The sequence below is a fragment of the Bacillus paranthracis genome (genome assembly GCF_024296885.1).
GTDB classification, from domain to species: Bacteria; Bacillota; Bacilli; order Bacillales; family Bacillaceae_G; genus Bacillus_A; species Bacillus_A paranthracis.
Map to the genome: position 1 here is coordinate 2,945,780 of NZ_CP101135.1, position 20,604 is coordinate 2,966,383.

Annotated in this window: 16 protein-coding genes, 4 pseudogenes and 1 riboswitch; of the genes and pseudogenes, 4 read left to right on the forward strand and 16 right to left on the reverse strand. The window is 36.0% G+C overall.

The genetic code is table 11. The features are described from left to right. Positions 1–16: 16 nt before the first annotated feature. Positions 17–180 (forward strand): annotated as a pseudogene (locus tag NLJ82_RS15080) (ISNCY family transposase); the annotation flags it as partial. Between the two features lie 163 nt (positions 181–343). On the opposite strand, the pseudogene NLJ82_RS28915 reads toward NLJ82_RS15080, so the two are convergent. The 8 genes and pseudogenes from NLJ82_RS28915 to NLJ82_RS15120 form a co-directional block, all read right to left on the reverse strand. Then, positions 344–608 (reverse strand): annotated as a pseudogene (locus NLJ82_RS28915) (HEPN domain-containing protein); the annotation flags it as partial. Further along, positions 585–956, reverse strand: a pseudogene (locus NLJ82_RS15090) (nucleotidyltransferase domain-containing protein); the annotation flags it as partial. The pseudogenes NLJ82_RS15090 and NLJ82_RS28915, both read right to left, overlap by 24 nt. A 21-nt stretch (positions 957–977) precedes the next feature. Further along, positions 978–1,291: pseudogene (locus NLJ82_RS15095) on the reverse strand (hypothetical protein); the annotation flags it as partial. A 193-nt stretch (positions 1,292–1,484) separates the two neighbouring features. Further along, the gene (locus NLJ82_RS15100; RefSeq protein WP_001261131.1) at positions 1,485–3,341 is read right to left on the reverse strand and encodes an alpha/beta fold hydrolase; all 1,857 of its coding nucleotides are present in this window, start codon (positions 3,339–3,341) and stop codon (positions 1,485–1,487) included. A gap of 58 nt (positions 3,342–3,399) precedes the next feature. After that, positions 3,400–3,966, reverse strand: coding sequence for a TetR/AcrR family transcriptional regulator (locus tag NLJ82_RS15105; RefSeq protein WP_001072322.1), 567 nt, complete (start codon positions 3,964–3,966; stop codon positions 3,400–3,402). 356 nt (positions 3,967–4,322) lie between these two features. Then, positions 4,323–5,465 (reverse strand): MFS transporter, encoded by a 1,143-nt coding sequence (locus tag NLJ82_RS15110; RefSeq protein WP_001139225.1) that lies wholly within the window; start codon positions 5,463–5,465, stop codon positions 4,323–4,325. A 62-nt stretch (positions 5,466–5,527) separates the two neighbouring features. Then, positions 5,528–6,124 (reverse strand): TetR/AcrR family transcriptional regulator, encoded by a 597-nt coding sequence (locus tag NLJ82_RS15115; RefSeq protein ID WP_001042188.1) that lies wholly within the window; start codon positions 6,122–6,124, stop codon positions 5,528–5,530. 287 nt (positions 6,125–6,411) lie between these two features. Next, entirely contained in the window at positions 6,412–7,176 is a 765-nt protein-coding gene (locus NLJ82_RS15120) for an SDR family oxidoreductase (protein WP_000792656.1), read from the reverse strand. Positions 7,177–7,344: 168 nt separating this feature from the next. Here NLJ82_RS15120 and NLJ82_RS15125 point away from each other — a divergent pair, with 168 nt between their 5' ends. Further along, complete coding sequence (locus NLJ82_RS15125; RefSeq protein WP_001178573.1) at positions 7,345–7,785, forward strand: Lrp/AsnC family transcriptional regulator; 441 nt, start codon at positions 7,345–7,347, stop codon at positions 7,783–7,785. A 65-nt stretch (positions 7,786–7,850) separates the two neighbouring features. On the opposite strand, the gene NLJ82_RS15130 is transcribed toward NLJ82_RS15125, so the two are convergent. Further along, positions 7,851–9,056: a M20 family metallopeptidase gene (locus tag NLJ82_RS15130; RefSeq protein WP_000501333.1), complete on the reverse strand. Its 1,206-nt coding sequence runs from the start codon at positions 9,054–9,056 to the stop codon at positions 7,851–7,853. Between the two features lie 88 nt (positions 9,057–9,144). Further along, positions 9,145–9,246: riboswitch (SAM riboswitch) on the reverse strand. A 75-nt stretch (positions 9,247–9,321) separates the two neighbouring features. Continuing rightward, positions 9,322–11,631, reverse strand: coding sequence for an AAA domain-containing protein (locus NLJ82_RS15135; RefSeq protein WP_002028025.1), 2,310 nt, complete (start codon positions 11,629–11,631; stop codon positions 9,322–9,324). A gap of 111 nt (positions 11,632–11,742) precedes the next feature. Here NLJ82_RS15135 and NLJ82_RS15140 point away from each other — a divergent pair, with 111 nt between their 5' ends. Further along, positions 11,743–12,135, forward strand: coding sequence for a VOC family protein (locus tag NLJ82_RS15140; RefSeq protein ID WP_001145277.1), 393 nt, complete (start codon positions 11,743–11,745; stop codon positions 12,133–12,135). Positions 12,136–12,206: 71 nt separating this feature from the next. After that, the gene (locus NLJ82_RS15145) at positions 12,207–12,527 is read left to right on the forward strand and encodes a hypothetical protein (protein WP_001098764.1); all 321 of its coding nucleotides are present in this window, start codon (positions 12,207–12,209) and stop codon (positions 12,525–12,527) included. 211 nt (positions 12,528–12,738) lie between these two features. On the opposite strand, the gene NLJ82_RS15150 is transcribed toward NLJ82_RS15145, so the two are convergent. The 6 genes from NLJ82_RS15150 to NLJ82_RS15175 all read right to left on the reverse strand — a co-directional run bounded on the left by NLJ82_RS15150 (position 12,739) and on the right by NLJ82_RS15175 (position 20,541). Then, positions 12,739–13,071 carry a DUF1904 family protein gene (locus NLJ82_RS15150; RefSeq protein ID WP_001120977.1) on the reverse strand — a complete coding sequence of 111 codons (333 nt, stop codon included), beginning with the start codon at positions 13,069–13,071 and terminating at the stop codon, positions 12,739–12,741. Positions 13,072–13,503: 432 nt separating this feature from the next. After that, on the reverse strand, positions 13,504–13,809 hold the full coding sequence (locus NLJ82_RS15155) for a monooxygenase (RefSeq protein ID WP_000323755.1): 306 nt from the start codon (positions 13,807–13,809) through the stop codon (positions 13,504–13,506). A 189-nt stretch (positions 13,810–13,998) separates the two neighbouring features. Next, a complete protein-coding gene (locus tag NLJ82_RS15160) occupies positions 13,999–14,376 on the reverse strand; it encodes a DoxX family protein (RefSeq protein WP_000284352.1) in 378 nt (125 codons plus the stop codon). Positions 14,377–14,562: 186 nt separating this feature from the next. After that, positions 14,563–14,982 (reverse strand): MarR family winged helix-turn-helix transcriptional regulator, encoded by a 420-nt coding sequence (locus NLJ82_RS15165; protein WP_001048555.1) that lies wholly within the window; start codon positions 14,980–14,982, stop codon positions 14,563–14,565. A gap of 279 nt (positions 14,983–15,261) precedes the next feature. Next, positions 15,262–18,459: a bifunctional P-450/NADPH--P450 reductase gene (gene cypD, locus NLJ82_RS15170; RefSeq protein ID WP_000359070.1), complete on the reverse strand. Its 3,198-nt coding sequence runs from the start codon at positions 18,457–18,459 to the stop codon at positions 15,262–15,264. Between the two features lie 603 nt (positions 18,460–19,062). Beyond that, positions 19,063–20,541, reverse strand: coding sequence for a DHA2 family efflux MFS transporter permease subunit (locus NLJ82_RS15175; protein ID WP_000005134.1), 1,479 nt, complete (start codon positions 20,539–20,541; stop codon positions 19,063–19,065). Positions 20,542–20,604 lie beyond the last annotated feature (63 nt).

The window sequence follows — 20,604 nt, forward strand, 5'->3', positions numbered from 1 at the left end:
ACGGATTGTATGATAACCTTTTTTTCATGAGTTTTGTGGTTTATCATTTGTGCCTCATATTTCTACTTTTTCACGTGTAGGTGCTTGGTTTCGAGAAGAAGGCATTCCTCTGCTTCACGAACAGGTACTAAAAGAAATGCATCGTGATTGATTCCTTGTGCTTTAATTAAAAGTACCGCCACTGTACCTACAAAACAACAATTGTGTGATAATTATCCATCATTATATTGTTATCCCCATAGCAAAGTATCATTTCATTCTACTATGAAGCATTCCTCCTCTTTTTTTAATAGAAAAAGAGAGTCCCTTTATAGGCACTCTCTTTTATGTATATCCTCTATGTTTAATCGATTACGATTTCATGCATATTTAGCATGTTTAACTTTTCTTTATAAAAACTCAGTACTTTTTGAGCATGTTGTATAGTCATTAATCTATCTTAAACAGTAAGTGATTCAAAATACGGATAAACGAATATCTGTAGCATAACCATTTAGCTGCACGTACTGTTCTAAAATCAATGAGGATTCCTCATCTAATTTCCGACACGATTTGTGCAGCATTAAAAGGTTATGAGTTTTTGGGACTGTTCTACCGTTTAGTGCAATCTTATGTTCCATAGTTACGGTACGACTAGCACGTTCTAGAAACTCTTCTGGCCCATACACTAAAAAATCAACTGGTGTTTCCATAACATCGTAAATACCCCAATTGATACGATTAATGACTCCCCTTTTTCTTGCTCCTACACCTTCTACAACAATACAGAGATCAAATTCACTGTCTTCATTTGGTGTGCCATATGCATGAGAGCCAAAAAGGATGATTTTTTGGACAGAAGACACAGTTTCACAAATCTTTTGAACCAATAGGTCCAATTCCCTTTGTACTTCTTCGTTAATCCGAATCACTCCTCGGATAAAGTAATTATATTGACGTTTAAGTATATTATACATGCGTTGCTCTTCTCCTTCCTATTACATATTTATTTTTATATTGTTCTCTTGTTTCCCAACGTTCTGCAATGCTTGATAACATTCGTATACCTGCTTAAAATCCTGTAAGAATCCATCATCAGAGATACTATGAAATCCTTTGAAGTTCTTTCTACACCAATATAAGAGATCAAATTCATCCTTAGCTAAAAAAGAATCTGGATTGAAATGAATAAATGCCTCTGCTATACAAGCCAGAAGCAATGGTATCATTTCAGCATCCTCTTTTGATAAATCCAGTACAGATACAACGGGGTATACTGCTTATATTGATAGTATTGTGGCGGTACCCCACATCCATCAACTTGAAGGCTTTATAATGCCCCTAAAACAAAAAAATTACGCATTTTCACCTGGAGATGCCCATTTTCTCGTTTTGGGGTATTTGCTTTTCTTAGATTGATTGGCATGGGGCGGGACCCCAAACAGTACGATTTTATTTCAAAGACACAACGATCTTACTACACACTTTTTATTTATCCCACACTCTCATCTGCTAGTATTACTATTTTTTATTACTAATGTTGCCGTTTCACTCGGATGGCTAAGAGGAAAATGATGGCCATATGGAACAAAATCAACCTTACCAAGATGCGATGGAGCAGAATAGCCTCTGTCATACTCCCCCCAAATAATGTGAAGATTATACTTTGTTACTTCATTGAAATCACCTTGATCGTTTTTCAGTAGTAAACTGTTAAGCTGAACCGTAGTATTTAAAATTCTAGGGGAAGTAAAACTGTTACTTATTTTTTCAATATAATGTTCAGGGATACTCTCCATACTTTCAAACAAACCATTACTTAATAAATAACGCTCTATCAAATTAGTAGTTGCTAATTTTAATGTCCATTTGTTCATAAATTGAGGAACATTTAGCGATTTAGCATTTTTTTTAGCAACAGGTGGCTGAAGTAAAGTGATTGCATACTTCTCATCTATGTACTCTCGTACCATTGCTTCCAGAAGAATAAATGCACCGAATGAATGGCCAATTAGATGTGCACCATTCGTAGCTTTTTCCAATAACTTTTTCACTACCTTCAAATAGATAGCTAGAAGATTTTTCTCTCGTTTAAAAGGAGAACGTCCCAAACCTGGAAGATCCAAAATCCATACAGGTTGACCAGTTTTTTCATGAAGCTCTTGTGCTAAAGGAAATAAATCCTCTCCATCACTCAACAAACCATGTAATAATATAAACGGTTTACCCTCTCCTTGTAATTGGTAAAGGGTATTGTTATCGCATAATGTTCGTTTAAATAAATGATTATGCTGGCCATTTTGATACATCATTCGATAATCCAGATCAGCTACTACGGCAGGGAAAAATTTCATTACACTCGTCTTCTTAAACCAATCTCCTCCCATAATTTTTTTCGCTGAAACATTTGAAAATTTTTGTTTTGTAATAAAATTCAGTCCATCAGAAGGAATTTTTGTTATTTTACTTCCTCCACTATTCATAATTGCTTTCATAAGTGGCATTGGGACAGAGATTTTTGGTGCCCTCATATTCATACTTTCCGCCATACTACTTAATAACTCAGCAATGTTTTGATCGTGCTGTTTGTCTTCAACAAGTGTATATGTTTGAATAGTCGGTTGCTCCAATCTCAAAACCTGCACAATAAACTTCGCAAGCCCATCGTTTGAAATAAGTGGTAACCTATATCCCTTACCTCCAGGAATCACTGGCATGAGCCCTCTTCGCATACTCATCACAAGCAAACCTAATCCTGCTATCTGCTCTGTACTCCCTGTTTTACTACTACCGACTACAGTTGGCGGATTAATTACAGAAAGCGGATAACCTACTGTTGATGCCTGCTGACGGATATAAAGATCTGCTAAAAATTTTGTTCTTTCATATGGATTTTTTATTTTTAAATAATTGTTTCCTTCTTTAAACACATCAATTGCAATCTTGCTATTTTTATCATCAAAGGGACTCATATAACCTACAACATGAATAAATTGTTGCAAACCCTTCAATTGATGAATACTTTTAGCTAATTCACTAATATGTTTGGCGCCATTTAAAAATACGGAAGCTGCCTCTTTACTTGTCGCTTGAATATCCATGGGGCCTCCTGCGTGAATAATCACATCCGTTTTCAATACCCTCTTCTTATCTTCAACACTTAGACCTAAATCTATTTTCGTCAAATCACCTTCAATAAAGTGTATAACTTCCTTTTTTAAGATGCCTCTTTCTTGAAAAATGCGTATGGCTTTACTTTTCGACCTTACTAAAAGAAGAATTTTAACATCCTCTTTGGCTAATTCTTTCACTAATTGCTTTCCAATAAAGCCTGTTCCACCAGTTAAAAATACTGTTCTCATATAAGATCCCCCTTTTAGTACTACTTAGTACTAATTTGATGTAAAAAAAATGCTTCTTTTATCGAAGCAATTTTAAAAAATGATCTGCTGTTTTCGTGATTACAGTTGCATCCTTCAATGTTTCTGAAATAAATAACGCCCCTTCAAGATTTGTAATAAAAAGTGACGCAACCTCATCAATATGAATCGTATTTCTGAATTCTCCATTCTCTACCCCTTGTTTAAGTAATAGAGAAACTTTCTTTTGTAATCCTGTAAAAAAAAGACCTATTTTTTCTTTTATTTGCGTGGCCTGTGTAGGACTTTGAATATAAAGAGTAATAAATGGACAGCTCCCCTTATACTCTCTCGACTGAACTCCTTGTGATAATTGCTTTAAAAACAGTTGGATACGATCTTCAACTAAAAATTGGTTCTGAGAAAGTACGTCATCAATTGCAGATTGATACATTTCAATCCAATAATCAACGACCCCTTCTAATAATACTTCCTTATTAGAAAAGTGATAATACACATTAGACTTTGAAACTTTGCTTACACGTACTAATTCATCCATACTTGTATAAGCAAACCCTTTTTCTAAAAATAATGTTGCAGCTACTTCAATCACACGTTTTTGATTCATTAATTTTATCTTTGTCATAACTAGAACTATATAGTACTAATTTAAACATTGCAAGTATTTATGTTAATTTTCAAAAAAATTTAATTAAAAAATTCCACTAACATTGATTTTACTGCAAAAAAATCTTATTTTAAATAAAGTTTAACTGCCCCCCGAAATTGTTCATTCACTATCGTCTAATAGAGGTCACCATACATACCCATCAACTTAAAAAAAAGAAATGCCCCAAAACAAATAAATGAGCGACTTCTCAGAATAACTATCTGTAGAGAAAGAAAATTTTAATTTAGGGGGATATGAAAATATTAGCTTGATGGTGATGGGGTGCTCCTCCATAAAAAGAAATTTTAAACATCTTAATCTGCCTTTCCTTTATGTAAATATGGGAATAACGAAATTACCCCAAGGATAGCTAAACAAGCTCCAATCCATAGCGGAGATACAAAACCATATCCTTTACTGATCCCAAGACCACCTAGTGACGAACCAATAACAATACCTAGCGTAATAAAAGAACTATGAACGGTATTTATCATTATTCCATTACTAGCTGTTTTCATCACCCTCGCAACCATAGCTGGATTCAATGCTACACCAGTTAAACCAATAAAAATTGTAGAAATCACTGCAATGTATTTATTCTCTGCACTTAAAGCAAATAAAGACAACGCTATGATTAATATAATTAATCCACCCATAAGTATTTTCATTGTAAATTTATCAGCAAACTTGCCGATTATTATATTTCCAATTACCGTCGCACTACCATAGAGAGCAAGTAAATATGGAATACTTGCACTTGAAAAGCCTGTGACATTTGTAAAGATCGGAGTGAAATAACTAAATGCTGCAAACGTACCACCAATAATGAACATACTTGTTACGTACGCTGCCCAAAGATGAATATTCTTAAATCGCAGAAGTTCGTCTTTCCAATTTAATTGCTCTTTATTTGAAGATGATGGTAACAACCATTGAATCATAAGCCCTGATACTAGCACAAGAACAGAAACAGCCCCAAAACTAATACGCCAGCCAAAAGATTGGGAAATAACGGTTGTTATAGGTAAACCTAATACAGTTGCGAACATTAAACCTGCAAGTACAATTGATGCGGCTTTTCCCCTTGAATCAGAGTGAACCAATGTCGCAGAAAAGGAAATCGCAACTCCAAAAGCTGAAGCTGAAGCAATACCAGTTATAATACGTGAAATCATCATAATATCATAGTTCCAAGCAATAGCTCCGAGCGATTGACCAATTAAAAATACGAACATTAAAAACAATAATGCTTGTTTGCTGCGCATTCGTAAAAGAATTGCAGTTAAAATGGGACCTCCTATTACCATTGCTCCTGCATAAGCTGAAATTAAATACCCAATAGATGATACAGAAACATGGAATGCAAGAGCAAGTTCATTCATCATACCTGCAACCATAAATTCTGATGTAGTCATACAAAAGATTGCTAAAGCTAATAAATAAATAATCGATGGCATAAAAACACTCCTTATTCATTATTGTAATGATCGGTACAAAAATAGTGCGAAAAAAGAGCGCACTAAGCGCCACAAATAGACTCCACTGTTCCTTTGATAACTTGTTCAGACAACATCCGATTTTGCATCGATACATTAAGAACACGGAATCCGTAATAACTGCTTAAAAGCAGACTAGCTAATTCCTCAGCTGATTGCTTCTTTGAAATTTCACCTGTTTGCAATCCTTCCTCCATCACTGTTTCAATAGCTTGTTTAAGAAGTTCAACATGCTTCGAGAAAATTTCTTGTACCATTAAATCGTTTTTAGCACGTTCTATACTGGCATTAATCAATAAACATCCTTTTTGATCAATATTCTCAAAGTCTTCTTTCAATGCCCATTCAAAAAAATTACTTAATCGTTCTTTAACTGGAATTGGAGTATGTAACAATTTCCTTTGTTCCTTAATCCCAATTTCATGGTAGCGTTCTAATACTTGTTTATACAGTTCATGTTTACTACCGAAAGTATTGTATAAACTTCCTTTTCCAAGTCCTGTATCACTGCATAAATCTTGTGTAGAACACCCTTCATATCCTCTTAACCAAAATGTTTTCATTGCAACATCTACAATTGAGGAATAATCAAACTCTCGAGGTCTGCCGCGTTTATTCAATCGTATCCTCCTCTCATTTTAAAGATAACATGAATAGAATACTCTTTTTTGTACCACGCGGTCAATAATTTATTTTATTGTTACTGTAAAATTAAATTTGACTATTTTAGATTATGAATAATTAAAAATAGCCCCCTTATTCAAGTTGCCTAGCGAAAAAATCACGTTTGAATAGGCTTTTTTAGCATCCCTATCCCTATCTTTCTATACATCACCAGATATGAAACGAGGATCGTTTCATATCTAGTAATTTACTTGGTTGGCTTAATAGGTATGGAGTAGTGCCCCTATAAACAAAATCCTCCAGAAACATCTAATACCTGCCCCGTTACCCAGCGGCTATCAGAAGAAGCAAGAAATACTACTGCATCTGCAATATCTTCAACTTGCCCAATTCGACCGAACACAGATGAATTCGTAGCAAAATTTCGTATTTCTGGATCATCTAGCAATTTCGCATTGATATCTGTCTTCGTATATCCAGGCATAATTGTATTCACAGTTATCCCTCTTTCTCCAAGATGTTTAGCTAGAGGCAGTGTCATCGTATTTAATGCACCTTTACTTAAGCCGTATGCAATGGACCCTGTAAAACCAAGTCTTACTTCAGCTGATGAAATGTTAATAATGCGCCCTTCTGCTCGTAGTAACGGTAATGTTTGCTGAATTAAAAAGAATGGCGCCTTAATATTTACGGCCATAATTTCATCAAAAACTTCTTCTGTCGTATTTTCAATCGTCCCTTGTGTACCTATCCCTGCATTGTTTACTAAAATATCAATCTCTGATGTACCAACTCTTATTTGTAATTCATTCTTTAATTGTTCTACTAGCTTTTTGACATTATCAATTGAATTGAGATCTGCTTCAATTAAGAACGCCTTTCCTCCATTAGATTCAATCTCACGAATTGTTTCATCTGCAGCTGCTTTATTTCGACCGTAGTGAATTGCCACTAATGCACCGTCGTTTGCCAATCTCATCGCAATCGCACGACCAATTCCGCGACTCGCCCCTGTTACTAACGCTACTTTCCCATCAAGATTCTTCATTTTTTCCATCCTTCCTAAATTTACGTTTGATAAAAACCTATACTTATATTTTTATGTAAAAACCAATTATTTTAAATATAGATTTATAGGTAATTTAGCTCGTTCACTTATGATATTATAGTTATAGTTTGTGATTCACTTTAAAAAATAAAATAAGGAGGCTACACAATGCAAAATGCAGTAAAACTAGATGAAATCGACCATAAAATAATGAACTTGTTGTATGAAAATGCAAGAATTTCTGTTTCAGAAATAGGACGAATTATATCCATGACGCAACCTGCTGTAAAGGAGCGTATGAATAAACTTGAAGATCAAGGAGTTATAGCGGCTTACCGAACGAAATTTGAACCTTCTAAAATTAATAAAAACATTCAAGCATTCATCATGTTTAAAACGAGCCAATGCTCTGATTTTATCCAATATTGTAATGCCGCTCCTGAAGTAACAGATTTATATCGAATTAGCGGGGAATTTAATTATATGATGAAGGTCATGAGCGATTCGATGGATTCTCTCGCTGCATTTTTAGACTCTTTAATGCAATTCGGCTTATCGTCTCCTTTAATTGTTTTAAAGAGTGAGTTTGAGGAAAAATTGTCGTTCTAATAAAGTGATAGGCACCAGCTTTCCAAAAAAGAAAAAGGAGTGGATCATCCACTCCTTTCAATCACCTATCCCTGATTCCTCTGCGCCTCTCTAAACTCCTCCTTCACCTTCTCTAACAACCCTTCTTCTGTAATTAATCGATACGCCGTATTTGCTAATGCTTTTGCCGATGTAATTAATGCTTTATCCCCTAATTCTGAACGCGCTGCTTCTCTAAATTCATTCGTATGTGCAATTAAGTCATCTGGGCCGATTTTAATGTACGGGTGAATGGTTGGTACGACTTGACTTACGTTTCCTGCGTCAGTTGAGCCGATGCCGAGTCTTTCTTTACGGTTTACATCCTCACCTAGTAATTCCAGTTCTTCGGCTACGATATCGTTATATGTTTTTGTTACGAGTAGTTCATCGATTTCATTTTGGAATTGATGGATTTTTACTTTTGTGCCTGTTGCTAGTGCTGCCCCTTGTGCGATATTTTTTACTTTTTCTGTTACTTCCGCACATCTTTTTCTCGTTGCAGCACGGATGAAGAATCTTGCTGCGGCGTAGTCAGGAATAATGTTAGGTGCTTTTCCGCCTTCTGTAATCACGCCATGAATTTTCACGTCTGACGGAAGTTGTTGGCGAAGTGCGTTAATACTGTTGTACAGCTGAATCACCGCGTCTAATGCGTTAATCCCTTCTTCAGGTGATGCTGCGGCGTGAGCTGTTTTTCCGTAAAAATGAAAATCAAGTGGATCGACTGCTAGTGAAGGACTTGTTGTCGCTGTTTTTCCGCTCGGATGAATCATAAGCGCTGCATCAATATTATTAAACAAACCTGCCTTTACATAACTCGATTTTGCGCTACCGTTCGGTCCTCCTTCTTCAGCTGGTGTTCCGAACACAACAACTTCCCCGCCAATTTCTTCAAGCGTTTCTGATAATGCAATTGCTGCTGCAACGCTAATTGTGCCAATTAAATTGTGACCACACGCATGGCCAAGTCCTGGTAAAGCGTCATACTCAGCTAAAAATGCGATTGCTGGTCCTTGTTTCCCTGAACTTTTTCGCGCAATAAATCCCGTTTCATGTCCAGCTATATTGTGCTGCAACTGAAATCCTGCACTACCTAGCAATAAACTTAACGTTCTAGATGCATAAAACTCTTGGTTACCAATCTCCGGATTCCCATGAATATCATGACTTGTTTCTATGTACTTTTCCTTATTTCTTTCGATACTCTCTTCAATTTTTTTTCTTTGTGACGCTACTCCTGTCGCTCCCATTTTTCTTCCTCCTTTTATTTTCACGTAAAAAAGCCTCTTTCTAAAAGATAGAAAGAGGCTTCTGTATATACAGTCAAATTGAGCTTCTTTCTTATCTTTCAAGTTACCTTGCTGGAATTGGCACAGTATTCATAACGAATCCGCTGCCGAGGTATCATAGGGCCAGTCCCTCCACCTCTCGTGATAAGAATTTTCATAAAATTATATTAAATTACATTCATTCTAAGTTCATTTCAAATAAAAGTCAAGGAATTCCTATCCGAATTTACCGAATATCTAAAAACCCTTTTAATACACCAATGGTTTCTGGTGCTTGCAGTCTTGCACATACGTACGGAAATTCTGTACTACCTTCAAACATCATTTGAGATGTAAGGGGTGCGCCTGCCCAAAAGATTTCATCATCGATTACTAGGAACGGGAATGCTTTATTTTGTCTTTGTAACTTTACATTTTTCAGTGGAACTGGTCCATCACTATACACCGTTATTTGCGCATTTGTACGCATTAACGCTTGCCATACTCGTTTATCTACTTGTTTCGTACTTGGAAGTGAAATAATGATTTTTCGTTTTGCTGCTAAAATATCTTTTAATACCCCTTTCGTTTCCTCAAGATTCATTTCCATAAACCAGCGTAATCGTTTCGATATTTTCCGTTCCCACAATTGTCTTGATGTCGTGCGATCATACACATCTCCGTGGCGTTCTATATGAGCCGTTAATTGTGACAACGCTTGTTTTCTCGATAAATTTTTGCGCATATAGTGGCAATCTGATAATTGAATAAACTTCCCTCTCGCTCTTGTCACTGCTACATTGACGAGGCGATGGTTTTTATGGTCAAAGAATAATACGCCAGGTCGTTCTTGCGGATAACTATCTACTGTATCAAAAATCATCATATCTCTTTCAGATCCTTGGAACTTATGAACTGTCGCTGCTAAAACAGGTATGTTTTGGTATTTCGTTCTCTGTAACATTTCTCTAATACACGTTGATAAAAAGCGAGACTGCGCTCTGTAAGGCGTCACAACACCAATGGATTGCACACCATCTAACAGTCCGATTAACATCATTTGCATTGCTACTAAACCAGACATAATGTTAAAACGAGATCCTGAAGCAGCGTCTTTTAACGAAAAAGCTCCCATTTGGCTCGTATCAAATAAAACACTCGCTTCATTTGCGAACGGTTGTAGTTTCGCAAGTTCTTTACGCTCGGAAACAGACGGATGATCGTATACTCTATTTTTATAAATAAACGAATTCGTAAACTTCGATATATCCGCATGCATACGTCTTTGTTCCTGCAACATAAACAGGTTCGGATGTGCTTCTGATTTATTAACAGACTCCACAATCCCGGCATGGTAAAACATATCTTCGCCAAGCCATTTTCGAACGAGTTCATGGTTTGCCATCGCAATTGGAGGTAACTGTAAAAAGTCACCACAAACGACGATACGTTTTCCAAGTGAAGCAGCTAATGCAATTTGCGGAACAAACGCCATACTCACTTCATCTACGACAACTAAATCAAATGTACGCTCATAAATAAGTGAATCAATAGCACATTTCGATAAAGTCGCACCAATCACTTTCGCATTTTCAATATATTCTTTTTCTACTTCTTTAATTTTCGCTTTTTGCTTTCGAAGATCACTTTCTATCTCTTGTATACGCTTCTTATCAGCAGATGTTGCTTTATACGATAAAATCTTTTCACGAAGCTCTTGTCGTGTCTCTTCTAAATAGAGTCTCTCCTCACCCCAAGACCCGTTCGTCGTTTCAACTAACTTCGACGCAAGTAACGTTTCATGATTTCGTATATGTTCGTGTTGACTATAACCGTAACGAACAATTTCACCAGGCGTCCATTTCTTTTTCTTTTCAATTTGCTTTGTTACTTCACTCATTAATACGTCCACTGCTGCATTACTATGAGCTAACACAAGTACCGACTTTCCTTTTTGATAATGAGCCGAAATAATACGTGATAAATTGTAAGACTTCCCTGTTCCAGGTGGTCCCCATACGTACGTTGTCGGATTATAAAACGAGCGATACGCCAATTCATTTTTCGGATTTTTCATCTTCTCAATATGTTTCGGACTACTCGTCCCATCAACAAGACGCTTTATACGATTACGTTTCAGCTTATCTTTACGCGCTTCCTTCAACCTCTCTTGCAGTTGCTCTAAAAGCTGCCACGGTTCACTGTACAAAACAGCTTCTCGTATTTCACCTTGTATATAATCATTTAATTTCAGTTCTATTTCTAATCCATGTACAGATAATACTTCTCCTGTCGCTTCCTCACCATCGAACTCAATTCGAATCGGTGAACCTTCAGGCAAGCTTACTTCCGAAATAAGCTGAAATACGTATACTGTACTTTCATAATCTGTATATAAAAAACGACCGTTCATGATAGAAATTTTACTACCACCTATCGTTTTCCAATGTTTAATTTCATACGCTAATGCATAATGCCACTCTTTCATCGTTTCCGATAATGAAGGAGTTTGAGTAGGTGTATTCATCGTATAATCTCCTTCCTTCTCCCCAAACATACTTTCTCACTATACCATATAACACGCTAAAATTTGTAAGGTTTTTATCTTGCTTATTTTCTTAATTTTCAATAACATATTGTATATAATTTTCAGAAAGAAGGAATCTACATGCCAGTTAGAAGAATCGAACACGTTGGACTTATGGTTGCAAACCTAGAAACATCTATCGCATTTTATGAAGAAGTAGTTGGCTTACAACTCATTAAGAGAATGGGACACCCGAATCCAGACTTAAAACTCGCTTTTTTAGGTGTGGAAGAATCGAAGGAAACGATACTGGAACTCATTGAAGGTTACAACTCCTCTCTTCCGGCAGAAGGAAAAGTACATCACATTTGCTTTAAGGTAGATTCATTAAAAGAAGAAATCAAAAGACTCAAGAAACATGGCGTAACATTTTTACTAGGAGAAGAAATCGAAACATTACCGGATGGAACACGTTACCTATTCTTTGCGGGTCCTGATGGGGAATGGATTGAGTTTTTTGAGACGGAGAGATAAAGTAAAACTTTAATCAACCCACAAATAGCGGGGGATCATAACTTTATGATCCACAAAAGGAGTAGAAACTGATGAATACAGTTTTTATTATCGTTTTTTGGGTACTTATACTATTTCCACTTCTTTATATAATACTGATAAAGAAGTGGAATATAAAAGTAGCTGCTTTATTTGTTGGAAGGGTTCTATTAAGCATTGTCTATTTCATAAATGGAATGATGTTAGGACTGCAACGAAATTGGGTAGAACCTCCTTATGAAACAGAATGGGATTTCTTTGTAAAGTCTTTACTAAACGGAAAAACTGATGCACTTATGCACTTGTTACTTCTAATTATTATCATTACTTTGGATTTAGTTGTTACATTTTATTATATTAATAAAAAGAAATAGGATATCCACTCCTATTTCTTTTTTAATGGGTAGCACCACATGCCCATCAAGCTACTATTTTGATGTCCCCAAAAACTAAAAATTTATCTCTTCAAAGTTAGTTGTCTATGAAAATTGAGTTCATTTTTTGTCTTTGGATATTTGCTTTACTTAGCTTGATAGCAATGTGATTATACCTCTTATAAATGTTTTAAAAATCTTTCAAATAGTTCTAACTTGCACAATGCTTCCCGTTAATATAATACGCTGATTCTGTGAAAACCGTAAATACAACCTCTACTTCTGAAAGTCCAAAATCCATTATATATGTAGTAATGGCCTTGGCAAATCGATCACGAATTTCCTGTCCACGCTCAAACCATTTCACTTCTATAAGAGGAAACGCTTCTATTTCTTCTCCATTGAATACAAACGTAGAACTTGGTAGTTCCAAGGTAAAATTATCCGTACCACACTCACAGATATGTGCGAGCTCTTCTACTAATGGCTTGCTTATGCTTTTTAATTGTTCAGTAGTAATTCCACGAAACACAACATGTGGCATGTTAATCCCTCCTTTACATAGCTTTATACTTGCTCACATCATAACACAATTTATTTTGCTGCACTAACCTTTATTGGTACATTATTCTTAGTTACTAAATAATAGTTTTGTTCATAATTTTGCAACAAGTATACATTACAATTACTTTAGCAAATTAAAATAAATTTGCATTTCTTGTGCCCCTTACCTCCCAGTAAGGGGCGTACCCTTTTACAAATCATTATTTCAATACAATTTTCAAAGTACTTTTACATCAATTTCACAAATTCAAGAACTCTCATATGTTACATCCTTTTCCAAAGAACTATATGCTGATACACGAATCCCTATCTATATAGGGATTTTTTGTGCAAGTCCCCTCACCATCAATTTAAGAATAAAAAAAGAAGGGGATTATCCCCCCTCCTTTTACGCTTGCTCCGACTTTCAAAATTATTTCGTATACCCACGATTCAGTTCCGTTAACTTTTCATTGATGTTAAAAATTCTTACTCTAATATCTTTAACACCAGCTGCTTCAAGTCTGTTCTTGTGCATTTCCGCGTATTTTTCAGCATCTTGTTTTTCTTCAAATACATAGATGCCTCCAGCTTCTTTTGTTTCTTCATTCTCAGTCCATATTTTCCAGTGGAATCCTTCTTCTTCGTTAATACTTTTTGCTAAATCCCAAAATCCTTTTTCCATTTCTTCACCAAAAGGACCTTCAAACGGAAAATCAACTTGTAATAAATATGCCATCTTTGCTCACTCCTATTTTTAATATAAAACTCTTACCATTTCTTTTACTAATTATAATTTTTTTGATTCTAACGATGATACTGTTTACATTCGTATTGCTATTATTCCACCACTAATTTGAAAATCATACTATTTATAAAATACCCACAAAACGGTAGCAATTTAAACGCAAACAGTTTTAAGTTATGTTTAAAAAATATGATACAAACTTATCCCTAAACTAAGAACAAACAAAACAAGCGCAGGTATTGCTTTCTTAAAGGGATCTCTCGCTAGTACAATTAGAGTTAATGCAGCTGCCAGCATCGTACCGCCTAACAACAATCCTGCTAATAAAGCTACTGTTGGAATCCAAATTCCTATTAACATTCCAATCGCTCCTACGATCTCAAAAGCTCCAGTTAAGAAATTAAAAAACGAAGGTAAACCAAATCGCTTAAACTCATCTGCCATTTTCCCAGATATAATTTTCGTACCTGTCATTAAAAAGAACAGAAATAATACAACTTTTACTACATTGATTAATATTAAAATAGCAATCACATCTTTCTTATTTATTTGATACATTTACATGCTATAGCATATATAATATGAAATTTTGACTGGTACTAGGAAAAAACGTGATCCTGAATCGAATCTCATACAAAATAAAGATATCTCCACCATTCCTTAAAACAAAATTATATGCTATAGCATATATAATACATAAAATAAAGTTTGTTCCTTATGAATAGCATCAATAAGGAACAAGTATTAATAGCGTGTATCATACAATTTGTTTAATAATGATTGTAATACTTTAATCTCTTCTTCGCTCAAATTACTCGTAACGAAATGGTGAGCGTCTGTCACTACAGGCAAGATTGTTTTCTTTAACTCGTCACCTTTTTCAGTTAAAAACAGGTTGTGTGAACGTCGATCTTGCTCATTCAAATCCTTCTTTACAATCCCTTTTCTCTCCATTGACTGTATCATTCTTACGACAGTAGTTTGATCTTTATCAATCGCTTCTGCTAACTCTTTTTGAGTAGTGGCCCTTTGGCTACAAAGAACACTAATAATCCCCCACTGCTCTGGCGTAACTCCGAAAGGCTTTAATTTCTTCGTAAAATAATTCGTCATTTTCACATCGGTACGATGAACAAGATAGCCTATTAAATCATGTAAGTTCATATATCACCTCTATAAATTAATATATAAAAGAGTATAGCATACCAGTCAATTATTCACAGTTAATGTATTCATTTTATTAATTATATGCTATGGCATATATATTATAGTATGTCATTTTAATTGTCAAATGAATTACCTATTTCTCTACAGTATCAGTCCAACTTACTAAAAAAAACAAAATCCCGCATTCAATGAAAATACGGGATTTTTACAAATGAGTTATTCACTTATTCAAAAGAAGTTCATTCGTTACATATTACTTATTTAATTAAGAAACATTCATATACCAGCCCAAACATCTTTTCCATATCGCCCTTCATCTTGCAAACGATCTAACCAATTCCTTGCTTCTTGTTCACTAACTTCATGAATTTCTTGATAGGCTTGACAAAGGGTATCTTCTACGTCAGGAGCCATTTTACTTCCATCACCACATATATAAAGATGGGCCCCATTATCTAATAACGAAATTAAATGGATTCTATCTTCTTTTATTACATGCTGTACATATGTTTTAGGATGTCCTTCTAAGCGAGAAAAAGCTGTGTGTAAAGAGATTAATCCCTCTCTTTCATCATTTTCTAATTCTGTACGATAGAGATAATCCTTTTCAGGATGACGACAACCAAAGTATAGATGTGCTTCTCCTACCTTCATACCTTTTTGCTTTTGAACACGACGCGCTTGTAAGAATCCACGGAATGGTGCAATTCCAGTGCCTGGTCCAACCATGATAATTGGTGTTTCTGGATTTTCAGGTAATTGAAAGTTTGATTGTGGCGTTCGAATGAAACAGATAATCTCATCTTTATTATGACGCTGAGCTAAATAATTAGAAGCGACTCCTTCATATGTTCCTTCCCCACTCCATGCAGGCGCATTTACAACACCAACCGTAATGCTCAGACGATCCTGGGCAACAAGTGGAGAACTTGAGATAGAATAGTAACGCGGTTTGAGCGCCGGAAGAAGTTCTAAAAAGCGTTCAAATCGGATTTCACAAGCCTCATACTTTTCAAGAAGATCTAACATTGAAATACGTTTCTTTAATATTTGTTCTTGATAAACTCCCTCTTCCAATAATGATTCCAATTCCTTTTTATGAGGAGGGCATACTGTGAATGTCACCATTTCTCGTATTTGTGCACGAGTAGCTGCTTCTTGCACTTCGACACTATAACTAAGAAGGTCATATAAACGAACAGGACTGTCTAAAGGTATGTGATTTACACTGCGCCCACTTGCACTTAAAATGACTTGATCCTTCCCGTTTAATCCAAAGCGTTTTAAAATTCGGTTGACATTTTTCTCACTATTAATTGGTAGTACCCCAAGGTGGTCTCCTTCTTTATATGTAGCGCCTTCTGGCAATGATATCTCAATATGTCGCGTACTTCTTTCACTGCTAGATGATTGAAGTTCACGATTTTCTAATATAGATGCATAAACTGCTTCATATGTTCGCGCAAGAGGAGATCCTCCAAGACGGCTGACAAATTGCAGGCTCAAAGTACTGCGTTCTTTCTCCATGTTTTTGTTAAGTTCCAATCCAAATGACTTCATCGCATCAGACCACATACTTTGTTTCCATTGCTCGAGCTGTTCCTCAAAATCACCACTTGCATCTGCTTCTCCGCGTTTAGAAAACCTTGTTGCTCCTTTTTGAGCCATTTGCTCATCAATGTATCTTGGAATTCGCTGATAAGTACTAGCCCAATTATGATCTCCACAACCAAAAACTGCGTATTGAACACCTTTTAGCTCATCTGGTTTTAATTCTTCCAACCATTGCACAAACTGTCCTGCATTACTTGGCGGTTTTCCATTATAAGAAGAAGTTACAATAAGAACCGCTCCTTCTTTCGGCAAACTTCCAATTCGATCGTTAAGAGCTGCCACTTCCGTTTGAACACCTTCTAAACTAGCTGTATCCGCTAGTTCTCTTGCAATACCTTCTGCTACCCCTGTATCCGAGCCATACAGAACAAGAAGTGAAAGATTATCGGCTCCAATAATGGAAGGAGTCTTCTGAACTTGCTGCTTGGTTTCATGGTTTTTCAGTTTCTCCTCTGTAGGCGCCAGAACAGTAGTATGGCTAATAGTTTGATTTCGAGGTACAATCCTAATTTTAAAATCACCAGGTTTTAGCGTTAATGTTTGTTTTACGTCCAGCTGATAGTCTTCATAATCGATGAATTCAAAATGTTGAAGAAGCATTCCCATTACGAGTGTGGCTTCATGAAGTGCAAACTGCATACCGATACATGCCCTCTGACCATTTCCAAATGGTTTATAAGCATGATGAGGAACCTTATCCAGCTCTTCAAATCGTTCAGGTTGGAATTCTTCCACATTGTCTCCCCACGCGTCTTTATCCCTATGTAGCTGTGGAATAAGAACAGAGATACGATCTTCGCCTTTCTTAATTGGGTATTTTCCACCAATTACTGTATCTTCTTTTGCATAGAGACTGAATGCTGGAGCAGTCGGCCATAGACGTAGTGATTCATTTAAAATCATCCGTATATACTTAAGCTTCATAACTTGTTGGTATGTTGGAGTGGGATCTGTTAAAACACGGTCTACTTCTTCATAGGCTTTTTTCAATTTATCCGGATTCTTTAATAAAAAATAGATTGCAAAAGATAACAATCCACTTGTTGTTTCATGCCCAGCTATTAAAAAAGTGATAATTTGAAAACGAATATTTTCATCATCTAATTTTTCACCCGTTTCCGGATCCTGCACATGTAACATACGGGAAAGTAAATCATTTTCTTCCTGATTCCCACTACTTTTACGTTCAGCAATAATATTATCTACTAAAGAAAACATAGATTGAATATCATGCTGAAATTGACGTTTCGTTCTCCACATGAGTTTATCTTCTATATCCAGCCGCTGCAATTGGTGCATCGCCTCATCTAGAGCACGGGTCATGCTAGTGATAAAAGGATGAGAGGTCTCACGATAAAAGCTATTAAATCGGTAATTAAAACCACATAGACCAATTGTATCTAATGTAAGGCGAGTCATATCCCCTGGGACATCTACATTTTCATTCGGATTCAGTCTTGCCCATTTTTGAACGAGTTGCACGGCAATATCGACCATCATAGCATGATAATCTTTCATTGCCCGTTGACTGAATGTAGGCATCAAAATATTATGAGCTTTTTTCCAGTTAGGCTCGTCAGTCTCGCTTGTAAATAGTCCGTCTCCAGCAAAAGCACGAACCTTTGCTAAAGCACCCTCTATACTTTTATCAAATCTTGTTTCATCACAAACTTCCACTACCAGTTCATGTCCAGAAACGACAATGATCGTATCACTTAAAGTTTGAATTTGAAAAATAGGACCATACTCTTCTGCCAGCTTAATAAACGATAGAGTCGGTTTATCTTTATCGATTAATGGGAGATTCCCCAGCGGTCCATATGTTTTCGGCTGAGGAATGGCAGATACTTTTTTATCCATTACAAACACCCTTTCAAAAAGCATGAAATAAAGTGAAACTTTAATCAGTGGGGGTTTTGTTCATCCCCCACTGATTATCAGCCCTCACTAACCGGGCTTTTACGGGCAGTTGATTCCCCACCTAACTTCTTTGCTTCCGCTGAATTTTGAGGTGGGGTTTTACTGCCCGGCAAATAGCGAGATAAAATATCCCATTTAATAAAAAGAAGATAGCGATGAATCTCCTGGGATAAAAATATGTAATTGATTATCTTTTTTATCATTTCCCTAACTATTCACGATTATGATATTACTTATAAGGTTGGTAATCTAAACCGTCTATTGACATTAGATTTATACCTTGCAGAAAAAATAATATATTACAATGAGGCGTATTATTATAATGTTTATTAGAAATTGAGAGCTAAAGATTGTAGTATTAGGGAAACCAGTAGTTTCTCATGTCAATTCAAACAAATACGATAAGCAAGTATACTCTGTTGCTAATGAAAAAGGATTTGATATTCATATCAAATCCTTTTTCATTCTGTGTAATTATTTCACTTTTTCTTTCATCTCTTTTCCCCTTTTAGTAGAAATCATCATCTCGAGTTTTATTTTGCTCTATCGATTTAACCTCTCGACAGCTTCCGCGCTTGTATCTACACGTTTAACGAAAAAAACTAATAGTAGCGCAACAACATTCATGCCAAGCGCTACATAGAATGAATGCTGAATTCCGGATAACAAAGCCTTCTGCGTTACCATTGCCTTCGTAGCTTCTGTGAAGGTTGTTGGATCTACATGAGCCATTAAACTTTCAGCTTTTGTTTTTGTTACAGAATTCATAATCGTAACAAGAATAGCAGTACCAATTGAACCGGACACTTGTTGAGCTGTATTATTAACAGCTGTACCGTGCGGATTTAAGCGAGTTGGCAATTGATTAAGGCCATTTGTCATAAGTGGCATCATCACCATCGCCATCCCAAACATCCGCAATGTGTAAATAAGGATAATATGTGTGTGACTAGAATCGAGTTGCAGATTTGCCAACATATAAGTTGAAACAGCTGTAATGGAAAGTCCTACTATACCAAGAAGCCGAGGGCCATACTTATCAAATAGTTTACCTGTAATGGGTGACATAACTCCCATTATTACCGCACCTGGAAGCATCATCAGCCCAGAGCTCAGCGGCGAAATACCACGGACATTTTGTACATAAGCCGGTGTTAAAATCATCCCCGAAAACATAGCCACCGCATTAACAATTGCAATTACAGACGCAAGTGCAAACATTGGGTACTTGTAAACACGTAAATCCAACAACGGTTCATTCATTTTTAATTGACGGATAATGAAAGCAATTAGGGCAATAGCGCCTATGATTAAGGTTGTTAAGACAACTTTATTCGTCCACCCATCTGAGCTTGCAGAACTAAACCCATATAACAGACCGCCAAAGCCGACAGAAGATAATAGTAATGAGAGATAATCAAGTTTTGCATTTTTGTTTTGTCTCATGACATTTTCCGATTTCCAAATCCCTAACAGTAAGCTAATGATTGCTAGCGGTAAAATCATTTCAAAAAGCAAACGCCAGTCATAATACTCTACAATATAACCTGATAATGTTGGTCCAATGGCCGGAGCTGTAATCATAACTAACCCAAAAATCCCCATTGCCGTTCCCCTTTTTTCTCTCGGAAAGCTTACTAGCATAATATTCATTAACAAAGGTCCCATCACTGAAGAACCTGCTGCTTGCACCATCCGGCCAGTAAGTAATAAACCGAAGTTCGGTGCTATAGCCGCTAAGGCCGTACCAAGAATAAAAATCACCATAGATGTAATGAATAAGCTCCTATTGGAGAATCGGGTTATTAAAAATGCTGATGCCGGAATTAATATACCACTTACAAGCATATAGCCTGTAGAAAGCCACTGGATCGTTGAATAATCTTGAATTTCTAAATCCTTCATTATTGATGGCAAGGCCACATTTAAAAGCGAGTTATTTAGAAATGAAACAAATGCCCCAATAAAAAGGATTACAAGCATTACATATGGTGGTTTTCTTTTATGTAACGTTTCACTCATATATTTATTTGCCCCTTCATTATCAATTCCATTGATTAATTTAACTCGTTTGCATATTTGCAC

Bases quoted from the DNA above. Each gene is read 5' to 3' on its own strand.
- NLJ82_RS15105 (WP_001072322.1), bottom strand. From the start codon at position 3,966: ATGAATCAAAAACGTGTGATTGAAGTAGCTGCAACATTATTTTTAGAA.
- NLJ82_RS15120 (WP_000792656.1), bottom strand. From the start codon at position 7,176: ATGAAGAATCTTGATGGGAAAGTAGCGTTAGTAACAGGGGCGAGTCGC.
- NLJ82_RS15165 (WP_001048555.1), bottom strand. From the start codon at position 14,982: ATGAACTTACATGATTTAATAGGCTATCTTGTTCATCGTACCGATGTG.
- NLJ82_RS15110 (WP_001139225.1), bottom strand. From the start codon at position 5,465: ATGCCATCGATTATTTATTTATTAGCTTTAGCAATCTTTTGTATGACT.
- NLJ82_RS15135 (WP_002028025.1), bottom strand. From the start codon at position 11,631: ATGTTTGGGGAGAAGGAAGGAGATTATACGATGAATACACCTACTCAA.
- NLJ82_RS15130 (WP_000501333.1), bottom strand. From the start codon at position 9,056: ATGGGAGCGACAGGAGTAGCGTCACAAAGAAAAAAAATTGAAGAGAGT.
- NLJ82_RS15100 (WP_001261131.1), bottom strand. From the start codon at position 3,341: ATGAGAACAGTATTTTTAACTGGTGGAACAGGCTTTATTGGAAAGCAA.
- NLJ82_RS15160 (WP_000284352.1), bottom strand. From the start codon at position 14,376: ATGTATCAAATAAATAAGAAAGATGTGATTGCTATTTTAATATTAATC.
- NLJ82_RS15125 (WP_001178573.1), top strand. From the start codon at position 7,345: ATGCAAAATGCAGTAAAACTAGATGAAATCGACCATAAAATAATGAAC.
- cypD (WP_000359070.1), bottom strand. From the start codon at position 18,459: ATGGATAAAAAAGTATCTGCCATTCCTCAGCCGAAAACATATGGACCG.
- NLJ82_RS15175 (WP_000005134.1), bottom strand. From the start codon at position 20,541: ATGAGTGAAACGTTACATAAAAGAAAACCACCATATGTAATGCTTGTA.
- NLJ82_RS15140 (WP_001145277.1), top strand. From the start codon at position 11,743: ATGCCAGTTAGAAGAATCGAACACGTTGGACTTATGGTTGCAAACCTA.
- NLJ82_RS15155 (WP_000323755.1), bottom strand. From the start codon at position 13,809: ATGGCATATTTATTACAAGTTGATTTTCCGTTTGAAGGTCCTTTTGGT.
- NLJ82_RS15145 (WP_001098764.1), top strand. From the start codon at position 12,207: ATGAATACAGTTTTTATTATCGTTTTTTGGGTACTTATACTATTTCCA.
- NLJ82_RS15150 (WP_001120977.1), bottom strand. From the start codon at position 13,071: ATGCCACATGTTGTGTTTCGTGGAATTACTACTGAACAATTAAAAAGC.